The organism is Pseudoclavibacter sp. Z016 (assembly GCF_002931215.1).
Lineage (GTDB): Bacteria > Actinomycetota > Actinomycetes > Actinomycetales > Microbacteriaceae > Pseudoclavibacter.
The window spans coordinates 16153-31967 of sequence record NZ_PSTU01000020.1 but is presented as its reverse complement, the minus strand read 5'-3'; the positions used below and the strand labels follow the sequence as shown (position 1 = coordinate 31967).

Here is a 15815-nt window from a genome sequence, read left to right as displayed (position 1 = left end):
GCTCTCACCATCTCTGTTTGGCGACACGAGGTTCGAGCTAATCCCCACGCAGTTCCGGTTACCGGCCGGGCCTTTGTAGTACCCACTCCGAGGAGGAGGTGCCCTCATAGTACCTAAATCTGTCTCGTTTGTCCCTGTGTTGGCGCTGAGTCGTGCCCATGAGGGTGTTCCGACCACTCCGAGCGGGTGGGAACTGGCCCGCGCGCTGAGCCCACGGCCCCGTATTCGTGTCGCGGATCGCCTCGCTGACGGCGAGGTGTTGAACGCGTACAGCCGCGACGTTTCGGTGTTCGCGGAGCAGCCGCAGAGCCCCTGGGCGATGTATCTCGCGACCGATGCCGGTGCCTATCGGTTCCTCTGCTTCGACCTCGACGCGAGCCGCGGCAACACGGTCTACGACGCAGGCAAGCTCACGCTTTGGTTGAACGAGCTCGGCATCGACCACGTGCTCACGAAGTCCGGTCCCAGTGAAGGCCGTCACGTCTGGCTCGCTCTTGAGGGTGAGGCGTCGGCCGAGACCGTGCGTGAGATCGCGCAGCTCGCCACGCAGCTATTCCCCTCGCTGGACCCCACTCCCCTTACGAACCCGCGTACGGGTTGCGTACGTCCCCCTGGATCGCCTCACCGCAACGGTGACTCCTCGCGGCCGGCCGGCCCGATCGATGCGCTGCTTGATCCATCGGTGACGCCGGACCAAGTACGCGAGCTCCGCGCGTTCCTCATCGACGCGGGAGCTGAAGAGCTTGCTCCGGTCACGTCGCTCACTAAGGGCATGGTCGTCGATGCGGACGGCTACCCCCACATCACCGGCACGCGCCGGCCGCTCAGCGCGCGCGTGCGCCTGGTGCTCGACACTCCCCCAGTCGATGACGCTTCCCTTTCGCTCGCCACGGTCCTGGCGGGCTGCGCGAACGCCCGTTGGGCCCTCAGGGATGTGCGCGAGCTCGTGGACGATGCGCCCGCGTTTGAGCACGTGCGCTCGCAGCGCCACAAGCACGGCCACCGCATCCCCCGCACCCCGCAGGGTCGGGAACGCACCCTGGTCTCCGCGTGGCGGCACGCCGTGACGTACGTGGCCGCGAACCCCTCCACGGGCGACGGCAGCGACGAAGACTTCCTCGCCCGCTGCGCGACCACTGTGGAGGCTGTGGACGCGGCGCAGGCGCGCGCGAACGCGATGCCCGGGCTCTGGGGCGGCGACCGCGCTTCGTCCTCGCAGCGGTCCCGCACGGGCACGCACAGCACCCGCGCCGTCCTCGACGCCCTCTGCCTCTACATGGCCCAAGCCGCGCAGCTCACGGTCGAGGCCGACGTGCGCCGCATCTCCGCCGACACCGGGTACGGCCGCACCACCGTGCACGAGGCGCTGCGCCGCCTCGCGACGGCCGCCGACGAAGCCTCACCCGAGTCGGCCTGGATCGTCCGAGAGGGAACCCCGGAGGGCGCCCACGCGCAGCGTTACCGCCTCTCCCAGAAGTTCTCCACAGAGGCAGAGGTCGGTAACCGGACACAAGTGCTTGCACGCCCTGGCGCTGCCCTCCCACTCCAGGCTCGAACGCACCACATTGCCCGCCTTGCGAAGAACTTGCAGGCCCTTGCCCACGATGCGTTCACGGCGCCGCACAGCTTCGGCCGCACTACCGGTCTGGTCTACAAATATGTCGACGAAGGTTCTGTGGTTACAGTCGACGAGCTCACCCGCAGTACTGGTCTTGACGCCGCTCGCACTCGCACAGCTCTTCGCACGCTCCACGCTCACGGACTTCTCCAACGCCTTGACCAGGGCTGGACCCGAGGAGAACAGCCAACTGTCGAGGCGGCTGCACGCATGCTCGGCGTTGCAGGGCATCTCGAAGCTCGTCGAGTGCGCTACGCCGAGGAGCGGCACTGCTGGGCATGGTGGCAGGCGGAGGTGCAATGGATGTCGAGGCGAGGGAAGCGTCGTCGACGCCGTTCCCCTACCGCGGTGCAGCTCTTGAGTGTGAGTGATCGTCCGGAGTACCCGCGTTATCCGCGTAGCGCTGGACGTGGCGATCATCGTCTGGCGCTTGCTCTCGTGCGAGCCGGCTCCATCGATGTGCCGGTTTTGCGAGCCGCTTAGAAATCTGGGCAAGTCATCGTCGTCGGGCGCTCGGAGCTTCCTCGAAGGGCGGCTTCGTTCGCGCAACGGTGTGTTGCGCGAACTGCTTATGGAGTGTCTAGCGCGCGCCGAAGATCCACTTCCGACGGAAGCGCAGCCTGCTCGGCGGGAGCGAGCAGGTCGTAGCTCGCGATCGCTATCGGGTGGCTGCTGCCGGCAAGTGCATATCGCACGACCCGGTCGTTCTTGTCCGTGCAGAGGAGCAATCCGACGGTTGGCGCGTGTGCGGGCCGTCGAAGCTGGTCCTCGACGAGCTCGACGTAAAACCCGAGTTGACCGGCATACTCCGGTTTAAACTTGCCAACTTTCAGCTCGACCACGACGTAGCGCAGCTGCTCCACATGGAAGAACAGCAGATCGACGAAGAACTCGTCGCCATCGACGTCGAAGGGCACTTGCCGGCCAACGAAGCTGAACCCACTGCCCAACTCCCCCAGCGTCTCGATGATGCGCTCGACGAGGGCCTGCTCGAGCTCGCGCTCAGCGTGACCGGGCTCGATGCGAAGGAAGTCGAAAACGTAGGGGTCCTTCATGATCTGCTGCGCGAGGTCGGAAGAGGCAGGATCCAAGAGGCGATCAAAGTTCGTTGGAGCGGCACCGAACCGCAAGTGTGCGGTGGTCTTGAGGTGATGCTCGAGGGTGCTCCGAGTCCACCCGTTGGCGGCTGCTTGACCTGCGTACCAGTCCCGTAGGTCCGGGTCGTCGAGCTTGTCGAGGAGCACGGTGATGTGTCCCCACGGCAATTGCGCAACGGCCTGTTGCGCAATCTCGGTGACGTCTGTCCATGCGCGGGCGAAGGAGCGCATGTAGACGAGGTTGCGGGGCGAGAATCCGCGGGAGTCGGGGAATTCTGCTCGCAGGTCGGCGGAGAGTCGCTGGATGATCTTGGTGCCCCACTGGGCGTCGTCGGTGCGCTCGGCGAGGACCTGACCAATGTGCCAGTACAGGAAGGTGAGCTCTGCATTGACTCGACGTTGAGCTCGGTAGCGGGACTCATGGACACGCTGTTTGAGGCGAACGAGCACGCTCGTGTAGTCGTTCGGAAGTGCCAGCTCGTCCATGTTCGAAGCCTATCCGTGCCCTTGGCTCTCTGTGCCGGCGGGTGCTTCTGGTGCTTCTGGTGCGTTTGTCTCTGCTGGGGCCGGCTGCGGCGCTGGCTGAGATCCGCCGTGGTCGGCTACGCCTTCTCGGGCAGGAGATCGGCGATGGATCACGGGCGAGCCCTCAGAGCGTGGAATCGAAGGCATGGACCGCCGCATACGCCTCGTTCGTGACGACATCCGCGCCCGCGTCGAAGTCCTCGACGCGCAAATCGAGCGATGATGTCCCTACGCGGATTTCTGCGGTCAAAAGGTCAGCCACCAGCTGACCTTTTCTCGTTCCAGGACGACCTTGACGCCCCACAGTCTTCACCCAGTACGTTGAAGATGTGAGTGGTCGACATCCCACTGGTTGCACGGATTTCGTACCTCCGGGATAGGATCGCCCCTGGCGGTTCACTCCGCCTCAGGCCAACCTCGCGGTTGGCCTTCTTTGTTGCCATCTCGATCGGTGCAGGTCTTGACGCGTGAGCGATGTCACCCAGTAGCTTCAGGATGAGGCATTCCGCCGCGAGGTTGCGGCGCGACCGCGTTCCGCGCGATGATCGAGGTTCCGGGGAGACGTCTGCCCGAGATCTTCTTGCGCTGAGCTGATGTCCGCTCCTACCGTGATCATGGAACCGTGTGATTGCCGCAAAAGTGGGAAATCCGGTACTTTCCTTTTGTACTGATGATCCGTGTGCCCGCGGATGCGACGCCGACACCTCGTGTCGGCTTTTTTCATGCCCGGGCACAGGCCGCCCTGCTGGCCCGCTCTTCTGTCATGCAGACAGAAGTCCCGGATTCACGAGTGCTCAGAGCCGAGCACTCGACAAGCTCACCGTCCGTCCCGGGCGGTGAATCCTGGCGCACACCCGTGCGCCGAACTCAGTGGAGGTCCACATGATGAACCTGCTGCCTGAGCTCGTCGGCAAGGTGAACCCCACCGCGCTGCTCGCAACCCTCATCGGAGTGTTCCTGGTCGTCATCGCGTTCCTCGCGATGCTCGTCTTCGGACCCAGCGATGAGCCCGTTGAGCGCGTCGTGGCGGTTCTGAGCGCGATTGGCGACATGATCGCCCGCGCCAACGGCCACTAGCTCAAAAAAGCACATCCTCCTCTGGGTATGCAGGAGTCTGTCTTCATGTGTCTCATAAGCGCGAAGTTTTGAGACACCCCGTGTGTGCTCTGCCTTTAACGGCGCACGGTTAGGGGTGGTGTCCGCCTGTGGTGTGGTTACAGGCGCTTGATGGGGACTGTCAGGCCGTGAAGTGCCGGAGGGTGTGTTCCATCTGCGACTTCCGGCAGCTCCACGGCTGCGGGCTTCGCCTCCGGCAGTCGCCGGTACAGCGTTGCGCGAGAGATGCCGAGGTTCCGGGCAACTTCAGCCACCGGTACGTCGGCGGCGATCAATTGGGCGGCGTTGCGCAGTTGGCTGTCCGTGATCTTCCGGGGTCGTCCCCCGAGGTCAGCCCCGGAAGCTCGACGCTTGCTCACGGAGTCCAAGACGCGCTCGCGCTTGATCTCGAGCTCCATTTGAGCGAGTGCTGCCATCACGGTGAACACCATGGACCCCATCGGTGTCGAGGTGTCCACGTCTCCCCCACCGAGGTTGAGCACGCGCAGTGCGACTCCCTCGGCGCGCAGTTCTTCGGCCAGTGTCAGCATGTTGCCGGTTGAACGCCCGAGGCGGTCGAGGGTGGTAACAACGAACGTGTCGCCACTCTCCAGGGATCGCAGAGCTGCGTCGAGTGCGGGTCGGGATGCGTGCGCACCGGAAGCCCCCCGGTCGATGTAAAGGTCGTCGGCACGAACGCCGGCCCCTCGGAGGTCAACCTCTTGCCGATCGGTGTCTTGATGGCGGGTTGAGACTCGGGCGTAGCCGATGAGCTTGGTCATTCATGCACCATATGTGTCGCAAAACCGACCCCTGCGACGTGTCTGCGGCGAGTCGGTTATGAAGCATGGTTTTGAGAATCTGACAGGTGCGAGATCCCGGTACTCACTCCCCCGGCCCGGTGTCTCATCGGCGTTGTCGCGTAACCCTAGGGTTTTGCGAGCATGCTTCTGCAGCGAGTCGATCTAGCCGGGGTCGAAGATGTGCCCCAGAATGCCGCTGGTCAGCGTGAGCCAGACGAGCACGACCGCTGCTCCTAGGCTCACAAGCAGCGTGAGTATTTTCCTGTTCTCGTTCGATGGCATGTCACCAGCTTGCATGCTCGCCATTTGCAGGCATCCACGACGGTTGCGGGGACCGAGGCGCAGTCGTCGTGGTGCCGTCGCGCGTCGTGGTGCCGTCGCGCGCCGAGGTGTGTTGGGGGTCGTTCTCTGCTGCGTGAGACACCTCAAAACCCATGGGCCATGAGAACTCCCACCCGTTGTGGCGAAGCCCTCCGAACTTGGGGATCATGACTGTTGTCACGTAGAGCTGCGCGTTGCAGGTCGGTCGCGATGATGATCTCTTCTCGACGCCATTTGTTGGTCTCGTCGAAGTCGGTACGGTCCTCCGACTCGAAGGGGGCTACCTAAAGCGCCCCACTTTGCCACCCATGACCGGAGGTGGGAAGTGAATTCCGGAGAGATATTGAAGTGCTCGGGGTCGACTGCGCAACCCGTTGTCCTCAGTGAGCAGTCGAGGCCCCATTCCGGGAAGATGCGCGGTCGGCGGAGTCCGCCTGCTCTTCGGAGGCGGGCATGCTGTGTAGACCGTGGAAACCAAGATCACGTAGCTGGCCAGTGGTGCTGTGAGGCTCAGGAGCCTATGGCGCTGCTAGAGGTAGCGCTACAGGCTCCTGATCCCTCGTACTCACAGCCAGTATGCGAAGAGGGCATGCACGGCCAGCATCAAACTGATCATGGCGATACTGAGCACAGCGCTCAGCCAGGCTGGGATCCGGGACTTCCGTATGAGTACCGCGCACGCGATGGCAGCAAGGATGAGGATCACGACTGAAGCGCCCAGAAGCGCACCTGCCTCGACGTACGATTCCTGGGCCATGCCGGATGCGCTGCGGTTGACCTCCTCGGGTTGGCCTAGGTATTCTTCCGCGTCGCGGATCGAAACTGCTAACCCCGCCCCTAGGAAGGCTAGGAGTGAAGTGGCACCGATCAGGACTGTCACTCCAGCCACGAGGAAGCCCCCGCGCAGATCCGGTCTTGCTGCCATCGTGTTCGTATTCATCTCATGTCCCGTCAAGCGATGTCGTGGCCTGCACGACCGAACCGAAGCGTAGCCGACCCGCGCCTCCGATCACCGTAGTCAACTCGAGGGGCCTGGGAGGATGGGCGAGGGGATGGGGTGCGGACAAGCATCCTTTATCCAACCCCTGCAACACTCTCAGGCGCGTGAGGCCTTGTTGTAAGCCTCCAATACGTTGTAGATCCGCGCCGTCTTTACGCCGTATCCCCCGTCGTTGTAGCTCGCGAGGACGACTTCGACTTGGTCGGGGTGAATCGCCAGAAGTGAACCTTGGACCTGCTTGAATGCTGCTCCCTGGACGAGCGCGAGCGCCGCCATGCGAATATTCCAGGAGTTTTCTGTGCCGAGCCTGTTCCAAACAAGTTCGAGATGGTCCAGGTTAACGAAGGACCTCGAGGGTTCTGTTGAGAGTCCGTGGAGTCGCCCCCAGTTCGAGGCCTCGATGGCTCGCTTCGCAAAGATCTGGCAGAGACCAGTCGAGCTGTCATAGGCCGGAACGGGAGGTGGCGGAGTGCCATCGTTTCCACCGTGGCGGAACAGATTGCTTCGCATCACGATCGTGTCGGCGAGGATATCTCCCCAGTTGGTGCAGACGCCCTCCCAGGCGAAGACCGTCTGGATAAACGACTTTCGAATCTTGAACTCTCGGGAGAGGTTCGTGATCAGAGCGTCCGCGCTCAGGAGATGTTCAACGACCACGTGGATGGGGCGGACCGCACCCGCCACTTGCAGTGGGGACAATTCGGCAGCCAACTGGCCAACAAGATCTGCACGCATGCCCGCCTTGAGCTCTGGTTTGAGCTGAACATCGAGTTTCGCGTCGGCGGTGTTCACTGTGACCGAAGATTGCCCCTGGTCCCTGCCTGACTGGATGTTCTTGTCGATGTTGACCCATCCCAGTCCTTCACCGACTTCGTACTCGAGGATCTGGTCGAATGCCCAGTTACTCGGCAGCGGGTAGCCGAGGTTGCCGCTGAAGCCGGTTGACATGCCACTCACGAAGCTGAATTCGGCGAGGCCACGCTCGGACACTTGAATGCACGTGTTGCGTGAACCGTAGATACCTACTCGATATTTGCTCCCATAATTTTCGATGCCCCACTTGACACCCTCGAAGTAGGGGACGACGTGTTCAAGGACTTCGTCCTGCATGGCGTCGAAGTCGACCGCGAAGTAGATCGTCGTGCCGGTCTTGAAGCCGTAGCTGGCTGCAGCCTCGTGTGCTCGGTAGCCAGCGATCTCACCGTTCTCATAAGAGAAGTAGCTTGTCCCGGTCCCGCCTTCCTGGAAGATTGGGAACACCTTCAAGCCGGCGTTGAAGATTGCCTGAAGCTCCCCGGGCTTGATGTTCTTGTCGAGAGGGTCCGTGACACGAGTGTTCGTCAGGTACCGACCAATCGTGGTGTATCCGGCGCTCTTGAGGGTTGCAGCCCTCGCTGGTGTGATTTCCCGGATGGTGTCGCAGGCGGTTCCCGGGCGGGTGGTGTCACCGGTTGACACGAGTAGCGAAGCCCAGGTCCTGAAGTCGCTGCGTCCAGTCGTGCTCAGTTTGCAGAATGCCTGGAACTCGCGCGTGACGCCCGCAGTGTTCGCCGTGAACGTGGCGGTGTATGCAGTTGTGAAACCGTTGAAAATAAGAGCAGCCTGGTACAGCTTGATGAGGAACGAGCCGGTGCTCCCCACCCCGAAGTCGGCCTGCTCGGTCAGGCCGGTGCGCGTACCAGGTCCAAAGTTGCCGTTGGCAACATTGTCGTTCATGCCGAGCTCGTACTGGATTGCGTACATCATGCCGCGCTGAACGTCTCGGGAGTAGAAGCCGTCGGTGGGGATGATGTAAAACTCTTTGCGATTGCCCGCGTACTTCGTGTTCAGCTCGCGCTGGATTGCACGGATCGTTGAGGAGCCGCCGTCGACGAGGACGTAGGCGTCCATGTTGAGGAGTGCTTTGAAGATCTTGGGTGAGACGGTCTTGTTAGTCGTGCTGACCGCCATGTCCCCACGCAGCGCGGTGATCCCGGCGGTCGTGGTCGTGGACCAGATGCCGTCGATTTCTCCGTTCCCCCCGTTGTATCCCTTGCAGTACATGGCGGCTTGTACGAGCTTCACGAGGCGTCGGTACTTGAGCACTGCCGGAAGGGTGGCTGGCCCGGGTGGGACTATCCCGCTGATATTGCCGTAGGCGAGAAGCGCTGCGTAGGTGCCCTCGCCGAAGGTGTCAGAGAGCGCGGTGATTCCGAGTTCGTGCTGGAGCGCGCGCGTGAGCGCGTACATCGTCGGCCATCCCGTCTTGCCGTTGACGGTGACGGTGGGAACTCCTGAAACGTGCGCGTAGGCGGTGTTGATCCAGGTTTGGACGTTGGTGACCCAGGGGTCGGACATGGTGTGCTCCTTGTGGTTGGTGTTCTTTTTGGTGGTTCAGCACCGAATCGGGCGGGTTTTGGGCGCGATGGATCGCGCTGGCGGGTTGCCGCCGCGGTGAGGGGTGCTGAAGTGTGTGGGCGTCCCGGCCGGTGTGGCGGGGGTGCGGGGTTTAGTTGGTGGTGCCGGTGTTTTGGAGGGCGGTGGCGGTGCCGGTTGGTTTCCAGAGGCCGTAGTGGAGGCCGACGGCGATGAGGAACGAGGGCAGCGCGAGGAGGAGGCCGGTGCCGAGGTCGTAGAGGTGGCCTTGCTGCCACGCGTTGATCGCTTCGGCGAGCAGTGCGGAGATGAGGGCGAGGCCGGCGAGCAGCCAGGCCTTCCTGGCTGCGGAGGTGACGCGGGTGGTGACGATGGCGACGAGGAGTGGGAGGACGGTGGAGAAGACGAGTTGTCCGATGAGGATGGGGTCGAGGGTGAAGGTCATGGGCCGGGTCCTAGCGGGGTAGTCCGTCGGGCCAGGCCGGCGGTGGGGGTGGGAGTTCGTTGTAGATGTGGGCGCGGAGGGTGTGGGCGTAGTCGCGGTAGCCCTCGGCGCGGTGCTCGAGGCGTTCCATGCGTTCGTCTTGCACGGTCGCTCGTCGGTCTTGTTCGGCGGCGCGGGCGTCGGCCGCGGCGCGGTAGCCGGAGAGCTCTTCTTGGAGTTGGTCGATCATTTGCTGTTCGTTGGAGCGTTTGTTGGCCTCGGTTTGCACGGTGGCGGTGCGGGCGGATGCCCGGGCGGAGAGCAGATGGCCGACGATCGCACCGCACACCGTGAGCGCGACTCCGCCGAGGCTGAGCAACGCGATGATGAGCGGGTCGGGGATCATGCTGCGAGGAGTTTCGAGACGTCGGCGCGGAGCGGGTTGATGTTGCTGGACTCACGGGACTGTTCGCTGATCAGGGTGATCTGTGAGGCGTAGAGGCGGATCGGGTCGGATTTCATGCCGCACTGCTGCAGCAGGGACTGGATGGCGTAGACCGTGTCCATGTCCTGGATGTGGGATGCACCGGTGGAGGTGACGAGGTAGATGGCGCCGTCTTCGACGCGGGAGACGAGCACCATGAGTTCCTCCAGGAGGTGTCGAGCTTGGGTGAGTGGGTGTGGGGTGCCGGTGGCGAGTTGCTGTCGGCGGCGTTCTGCGGTGGTGAAGATCCAGTCGAGGTTCAGCCCGCCTGGGCACGCGGTTGGGTAGGAGACGCCCCATTTCGGGTACATCTCGCCGTGTCCGTAGAGGGAGAAGTTGGTGGTGGAGCGTTCGATGGTGAAGCCGTTCTCGAACGCGATGTCCGCGCACCGGTTCGCGACGGTCTCCTGGGCTGCGTCGGAGACGGGCCACCCGGTCGCGTCGCCGAGGGTGGCGTTGCAGATCTCGAAGGTGTGCGCTTGCGCGTCGAAGGTCGCGGATCCGGAGGTCCAGGCCCTGGCTCCGCGCTCGACGACCTCGATGAGCTCCCCGTCCGCGCCGATGACGTCATTGGAGGACACCTCTCGGCTGCCGCTGAGCATCATGTTCACGACGCTGCGCCAGGACGTGGATGTGGCGTGGTGCAGCTGCAGGGCGCGGACTTTCGATCCGTGTCGGGAGGACTTCTGGTGGGTGCGGAAGACGTGATCAACCGTCGCGAGTGGCATGGCCGTGTCCTTCCGGTCTGGGTGGGAGTGGCGCGGCGGCGACTGCCGCGTCCCAGGTGGCTTGGGTGAACTCGACGCTGCTCGGGTACGGGCGCCAGACTGACGACTCGTTGAGGGGTGCTGGTTCGGGCGGTGTGTGTCGGAGGACGAACACCCACGCGATCTGGGCGCGCTCCCCCGCGGCTAGGTCGCCGATGCGTGCCGCACTGTCGACGTCGCGGGCGATCGTGATGCCAGGGCGAGTGTTGGGATGGCGGGCGAAGAAGTCGCGCAGTTCTCGATCGGCATCACGGGCGAGGTCGGGGTGGTCGAATGGAACGCGGATCGTACCGGCGTCGGTGAGGATGGTGACCGCGGTGAATTCTCCGCGTGCGTTCCGTTCGGCGTGCTCTAGAACGCCAGTGATGCTGCTCCCCGCAGTCGGGAGGAGCGCGAGGGTTTCAGGCATTGTCTCGACCTTTCGTTTCGGGGTTGGGCAGGCCCTGCAGCCGCGTTTTGGGGCTCGGGTGGTTGTGTGTGGTGGCGGTTTGTCGTGGGGTGTGGAGGTCTACGAGTTCCGAGATCTCTGCGGCAAGCCACCCTGCGATCTCGCTGAGTTCGTTGAGGCTGATGTCGACGTCGCCGGTCAGTCGTCGTTGAGCGGCTCGCGGTGAGATGGAGAGGGCTTGGGCGAGATCCCGTGTGGTGTGCCCTTGCCAGTCCATCTCCGCGCGGATCGCTGCAACCACATGGCTGCTGAAACCTCGATCGGAACTCATGACCCCACTGTACATCTCATGAGACGCGATTGCGGGCATATGAAACATCTAAAGGATGTTTTCAGACGCGGCGTGAAAGAAAATGGACATGTCGCGCTTCACGAGATACCATGGGTGCATGGGAAGACCAAAGCAGGAGAGTGCCGGCCTATTCGCCCGCAGCCTGAGCCGCATCGTTCGCCGCGAGCTGGGTGACCGGAACATGTCCCGGACGAAGCTTGCCGAGCTGATGGGTAAGAGCGAGCCGTACGTTCGGGCCCGGATCAACGATCAGACGGACTTCACCCTGAATGACCTCGAGAACATCGCGCGAGCTTTCGACATCGCACCCATCGAGCTACTGCGTCATGCGGAGATCGAAGCCCCAAGCAACGTGACCCCGATGCGCACGCCCAACTGGGCCGAAGCGGACATGCGCAAGGTCGCCAAGAGCGACTCCTCGGCAAATGAGCTGGACTCAGACCGCGAATAGCAATGTCGGTGGTCAACGAGACCATCGAGGCATGCCTCTCTTCACGCTTGCCCAACTGCTCGGCCTTGAGGTGTTCTGGCGCGACGACATGGCCGACGCTGGCAGTTGGCACCCGGAGCAGCAGGCCATCTCATTGCGGTCAGATCTCACCGAGACCGAGGTGCGGTCTGTCCTCGCGCACGAGCTCGGGCATGCCGTCCTCGGTCATGTCTGCGATGGAGCTCGAGCAGAGCGAGCAGCAGACGAATGGGCGGCCAACATGCTCCTGGGTGCACAGATGGTCGCTGACTGCGCGCAGCGGTGGCCCGAATCGCCAGAAAAGTGGTGCGACGAGCTGCAGGTCACGCCCGACATTCTCAGGGCTTGGATGTCGCAGGCAAACAACTACGCATTGGCGTCGGAAAAGCTGCGTCTCGCTTCGGCGTGAGCTGCGAGCTCCGTGCCTCCTGGGCGGCAATCTTGCGGTTGTCGGACTCAGCGTCACGCCACCCAGGCCGGCGTCGCCGCGATCGGCTGCAGCCCCGGCTTCTGATCGACTTCACCTGCAATGGAAGCGCAGTGGATGACTGCTCGCCTTGACGGAAATAGGCCCGAGGGTCAGGGCAGCGCAAGCGTTGACCTGCCCCTCGGGCCTATGGGGCACTGTTAGCTGTGGGACAGGACCTTGTACGCGTAGAGTGCTCGCCACGTGATGGGTCCGGGGACGCCATCCTGGGTGACACGCACGTCACGCTGGATTGCCTTCCAGGTGTTCGAGCCCCAGTCGCCATCAACGGGACCGCTGTAAAGGCGTCGGTTCTTCAGGTCCTGCTGCACAGCCTTGCGCGAGTTGGGACCCCAGACGCCATCGGACGGTCCCGAGTAGAGCCCACGGCACGTCACCTCGGACTGCCAGTAAGCGACAGTCGGCGGATAGTTCGACTGGGACACCTGACTCTCCGACGATCCGTACTGCGAGCGAACAGCGATGCGCTGCGACTGGGACTGGGCACAAGTGGCCATAATTTTCTCCTTCTTGATGGGTGTATCGACGGCGGGCGCCGTCTGGTCCCCCTGGTCGACACAGGGGTCCACGAACGAGTACGTAACTCGGCGACCGTTTGCGACCAGCGAGTGAGTGAGGTGCGGGGACCTACTACCGCATTCGTTCTTGAGGTAAGTCTACGTCTCAAGAAACGCGATAAGGGTTGTATCTCACTGTTCCTGTCGTAAAACTTCCCACTTTGAAAAATAATGTCCATCTCGGCCATGGTTTGCCCACATCCCGGTTTCTGGACGAAGACTCCGACCGCTCGAAGAGCTGCTTTTGCTGCAGCGACGATGGATGTCGATCGGTGGGACAGGTGAATCCAGACGGATTTGTAACAGCGGGCAAGTTCTGGGCATGTAGTAGATGTGAGCCCGAACAAAATCGAGACCGATCGCGCACAGCGCTTCTCTGCGCTGTACGACGACGCCTACCTAGACGTGCTGCGATTCATCACGCGCCGCACGAACAACGACAACGGCGAAGATGTCGCCCACGAGGTCTTCCTCACTGCTTGGCGTCGCTTCGACGATGTGCCCACCTACCGGGACGAGGCTCGCGCGTGGTTGTTCGGAACCGCCCGCAACTGCCTACTCCGAGAGTGGCGCGAGCTCGGTCGGCGGGAGGAGCTAGGAGCCCGGGTCTCTGACGTCGAGCTGAATCGCCCATCAAACGATGAGTCGCGCCTTGCCGATGCGCGACTCGACCTTGCGACTGCCTGGCAACGGCTAGAGCCAGCCCACCAAGAGGTCCTCTCGCTCGCGATCTGGGAGCAGCTGCCCTCCTCGCTGGCGGGAACAGTGCTCGGCATCAGTGCGCAGAGCTATCGCATACGTCTTCACCGAGCTCGCGCTGCCCTCCGGCAGTACCTGGACTCACCGACACCATCTACCACCACGAGACAAACGGAGCACCAGGCATGAACGTCAACGACGAATATCTGAACCAGCTGCGTGACCTGGATGCAGCCCCCTTCACTTCATTGACCGACGACCAGCGAGCGCGCTCCGAGGACTCGAAGGCAAGCATCCTCGCGAGCACCTTCGACGAAGAGAAGCGGCCAATCACAGCCATACGCAGGCGACGGGGACAGACGCCCCTGCGCCGAGCGCTAACGATTGGGATTCTCACCGCCACCAGTGCAGCGGTCGCCGCGCTCATCTTTGTGGCAACACTCAATGTCGAAGGCCCCGCCCCTGTCGTGGGCGCGTCCCCCACTGAATCTCCGCTCGCCGCAACCGAGCAAGCAACACCCACAGAGACGACGGCTGTCACAGAGGCACCGCAGCCCACATACGAAACCGACGCCTACGGGGTTCGTTACTGGGACATCAACTCTGACCGTAATGAGATCGTCTACGAAGAAGGTGCTCGAGGGATGACCCTCGCCGAGCAGCAATTGGCCGTCGAACAGGGGTTCATCGTCGCGAAGTGCATGGACGAGCAGGGCTTCGACTACCGATTCCAGCTCCCATGGCAGACCCACCCCGACGACCGCGGGGACGTAAACCCGAACACCTACGAGGTCGGTGACCCGTACTACGTCGCCCTGTGGGGTGAATACGGCCAAACCGGTGAATACGACTGGACCCAAGCCGGATGCGAGGGCCTCGCCACTCACGAGACTGGGCAAGACGGAGCCAATTAGCGCACTGGCCAGGAGGTTTACGACGCCTTAGCAGCTGGCAGATTTGGGTGATCCGCTCCGCTCCGCTGCTCTGCGTGGCGAATCACCCGATTCTGCGGGCAAGCACGCCAAGTACGCATGAGGGGCGGTGCCGCTCGCCACCCGTATGTGGACGGAGCTCAGGACATGGAGCCGCTGTGCCTAGGGCTCGTTAAAATGCCTCAGAAAACATTAGGTTTCCGAGGCACGACTGTGGCTTGTTCGTGGTGCGCCCACTCCCCCGCAAGCCCGGGACCTAGCTTGTCTCGAAAACTCGCCTCATCATGAGTCGTCTCAACCTGCGCGAGCCACGGGGTTTCTGAGGCAAACTGTCCGAGTGAGACTCCTCGGCTATACCCGCGTCAGCACCGCAACTCAGGATGCACAGCTCCAGCTCGACGCACTGGTCAACGTCGGGGTGCAGAAGCGCGACGTTTTCGCCGACGTAACGTCCGGGAGCCGCACCGCGATAGAGCGTCCTGGCATGAAGCGGTTGCTCGATCATGCAGAGGCCGGCGACACCGTCGTCGTATGGCGCGTCGATCGACTGGGGCGCTCGCTCATCGACGTCCTCAACACCGTCAACCTCTTGCGGGAGCGAGGCGTCAACGTGCGCTCCGTCTCCGACGGTATCGATCCGGCGACGTCTACGGGCCGTCTCATGCTGAACATGCTGGCCACTCTTGCTGAGTACGAGCGCGAGCTCATCGTCGAGCGCGTGAATGCTGGGATCGCCGCGGCTCGTCAGAACGGGACAAAGTTTGGACGGCCACTCTCCGACCCCGTCCAGGTCGCAGAGAAGCTTCAAGTCGTTGCCGATGCACGCAAGCGCGGTCGGACGGCGGAGGAGGCTGCTCGTCTCGTTGGGTGGAGCCGCGCAACGCTCTACCGACACCAGAAAGAACACACAGCGCGCGCGCAAGCTGACACGGTTTGAGAAGGGGCCCTTCTGCTGACGCCTACTGCCTCAGACGTCTTCAACGACCAAATTCCAATTCAGAGGATCGTTGTGCGAGTCGGGACGTCGGGTCTGTGGACAGCACCTAACCACTTACAAACTCACGAACTTACAGACTTGAAGAGTTCACGCTCGTCCAACCCGGCCAGATCACCAGCGCGATCGAGAAGGAGGTCGACAGCGATCCTGATGAGGGTGTTCTCAGTGATCCGCTCACCGCCCACCCCTTTTGCCTTGTTAAGCCTCCTGGCATTCTCGGTCAGGGCAGCGTACTGATCAGCACGTAGACGTGTTTCCTTGCGCTCGAGACGAAGGTACTTCGGAACCGCGCCCGGCGTGGGCGCGGATCTGTTCGCCCCTCCCGTAACTGCGGGCGCAACCGGCGGATCGGGAGAAACTGCGCGAGCCGTTGCCGGGCTCGGTGCCGTGGCAACAGGAGTCTTAACGTCTGCGGACTCAGGGCTCGGACCATCCTCGAGCCGTC

At 62.8% G+C, this 15815-nt stretch carries 17 protein-coding genes and 1 pseudogene; 8 read left to right on the top strand and 10 right to left on the bottom strand.

The genetic code is table 11. The features are described 5' to 3' along the window. Window positions 1-259 precede the first annotated feature (259 nt). Complete coding sequence (locus C5B99_RS17415; protein WP_146082044.1) at window positions 260-2101, top strand: hypothetical protein; 1842 nt, start codon at window positions 260-262, stop codon at window positions 2099-2101. An 86-nt stretch (window positions 2102-2187) separates the two neighbouring features. On the opposite strand, the gene C5B99_RS17410 is transcribed toward C5B99_RS17415, so the two are convergent. Then, the gene (locus C5B99_RS17410) at window positions 2188-3201 is read right to left on the bottom strand and encodes a YhcG family protein (protein WP_104244428.1); all 1014 of its coding nucleotides are present in this window, start codon (window positions 3199-3201) and stop codon (window positions 2188-2190) included. 145 nt (window positions 3202-3346) lie between these two features. Here C5B99_RS17410 and C5B99_RS19735 point away from each other — a divergent pair. Both C5B99_RS19735 and C5B99_RS17400 read left to right on the top strand, forming a co-directional pair. Further along, window positions 3347-3463, top strand: a pseudogene (locus C5B99_RS19735) (low molecular weight phosphatase family protein); the annotation flags it as partial. Between the two features lie 659 nt (window positions 3464-4122). Continuing rightward, entirely contained in the window at window positions 4123-4317 is a 195-nt protein-coding gene (locus C5B99_RS17400; protein WP_104244426.1) for a hypothetical protein, read from the top strand. 137 nt (window positions 4318-4454) lie between these two features. Here C5B99_RS17400 and C5B99_RS17395 read toward each other — a convergent pair whose 3' ends face one another. The 8 genes from C5B99_RS17395 to C5B99_RS19085 form a co-directional block, all read right to left on the bottom strand. Next, a complete protein-coding gene (locus tag C5B99_RS17395; protein WP_104244424.1) occupies window positions 4455-5117 on the bottom strand; it encodes a recombinase family protein in 663 nt (220 codons plus the stop codon). A gap of 907 nt (window positions 5118-6024) precedes the next feature. After that, complete coding sequence (locus C5B99_RS17390) at window positions 6025-6399, bottom strand: hypothetical protein (protein ID WP_146082043.1); 375 nt, start codon at window positions 6397-6399, stop codon at window positions 6025-6027. A 156-nt stretch (window positions 6400-6555) separates the two neighbouring features. After that, on the bottom strand, window positions 6556-8796 hold the full coding sequence (locus tag C5B99_RS17385) for a glycoside hydrolase domain-containing protein (RefSeq protein ID WP_104244420.1): 2241 nt from the start codon (window positions 8794-8796) through the stop codon (window positions 6556-6558). A gap of 151 nt (window positions 8797-8947) precedes the next feature. After that, complete coding sequence (locus C5B99_RS17380) at window positions 8948-9259, bottom strand: hypothetical protein (RefSeq protein WP_104244418.1); 312 nt, start codon at window positions 9257-9259, stop codon at window positions 8948-8950. Between the two features lie 10 nt (window positions 9260-9269). Continuing rightward, window positions 9270-9644, bottom strand: a complete 375-nt coding sequence (locus C5B99_RS17375; protein ID WP_104244416.1) for a hypothetical protein — start codon at window positions 9642-9644, stop codon at window positions 9270-9272. Further along, window positions 9641-10450, bottom strand: coding sequence for an N-acetylmuramoyl-L-alanine amidase (locus tag C5B99_RS17370; protein WP_104244414.1), 810 nt, complete (start codon window positions 10448-10450; stop codon window positions 9641-9643). Before C5B99_RS17370 ends, C5B99_RS17375 begins: the two co-directional genes overlap by 4 nt. Next, complete coding sequence (locus tag C5B99_RS17365; RefSeq protein WP_104244412.1) at window positions 10431-10898, bottom strand: hypothetical protein; 468 nt, start codon at window positions 10896-10898, stop codon at window positions 10431-10433. The genes C5B99_RS17370 and C5B99_RS17365 overlap by 20 nt, the downstream gene beginning before the upstream one ends. Then, window positions 10891-11208, bottom strand: a complete 318-nt coding sequence (locus C5B99_RS19085; protein ID WP_146082042.1) for a helix-turn-helix transcriptional regulator — start codon at window positions 11206-11208, stop codon at window positions 10891-10893. The genes C5B99_RS17365 and C5B99_RS19085 overlap by 8 nt, the downstream gene beginning before the upstream one ends. A gap of 118 nt (window positions 11209-11326) precedes the next feature. Here C5B99_RS19085 and C5B99_RS17360 point away from each other — a divergent pair, with 118 nt between their 5' ends. Continuing rightward, window positions 11327-11680, top strand: a complete 354-nt coding sequence (locus C5B99_RS17360) for a helix-turn-helix transcriptional regulator (RefSeq protein WP_181065048.1) — start codon at window positions 11327-11329, stop codon at window positions 11678-11680. A gap of 31 nt (window positions 11681-11711) precedes the next feature. After that, window positions 11712-12107 (top strand): ImmA/IrrE family metallo-endopeptidase, encoded by a 396-nt coding sequence (locus C5B99_RS17355; protein WP_104244408.1) that lies wholly within the window; start codon window positions 11712-11714, stop codon window positions 12105-12107. 218 nt (window positions 12108-12325) lie between these two features. Here the strand turns inward: C5B99_RS17355 and C5B99_RS17350 are convergent, their stop codons facing one another. Then, window positions 12326-12682, bottom strand: coding sequence for a peptidoglycan-binding protein (locus tag C5B99_RS17350; RefSeq protein ID WP_104244406.1), 357 nt, complete (start codon window positions 12680-12682; stop codon window positions 12326-12328). Between the two features lie 393 nt (window positions 12683-13075). On the opposite strand from C5B99_RS17350, the gene C5B99_RS17345 reads away from it, so the two are divergent. The 3 genes from C5B99_RS17345 to C5B99_RS17335 all read left to right on the top strand — a co-directional run bounded on the left by C5B99_RS17345 (window position 13076) and on the right by C5B99_RS17335 (window position 15310). Continuing rightward, entirely contained in the window at window positions 13076-13630 is a 555-nt protein-coding gene (locus tag C5B99_RS17345; protein WP_258063542.1) for an RNA polymerase sigma factor, read from the top strand. Beyond that, complete coding sequence (locus C5B99_RS17340) at window positions 13627-14355, top strand: anti-sigma factor (protein WP_104244404.1); 729 nt, start codon at window positions 13627-13629, stop codon at window positions 14353-14355. Before C5B99_RS17345 ends, C5B99_RS17340 begins: the two co-directional genes overlap by 4 nt. Before the next feature lie 355 nt (window positions 14356-14710). After that, the gene (locus tag C5B99_RS17335; protein WP_104244402.1) at window positions 14711-15310 is read left to right on the top strand and encodes a recombinase family protein; all 600 of its coding nucleotides are present in this window, start codon (window positions 14711-14713) and stop codon (window positions 15308-15310) included. Window positions 15311-15815 lie beyond the last annotated feature (505 nt).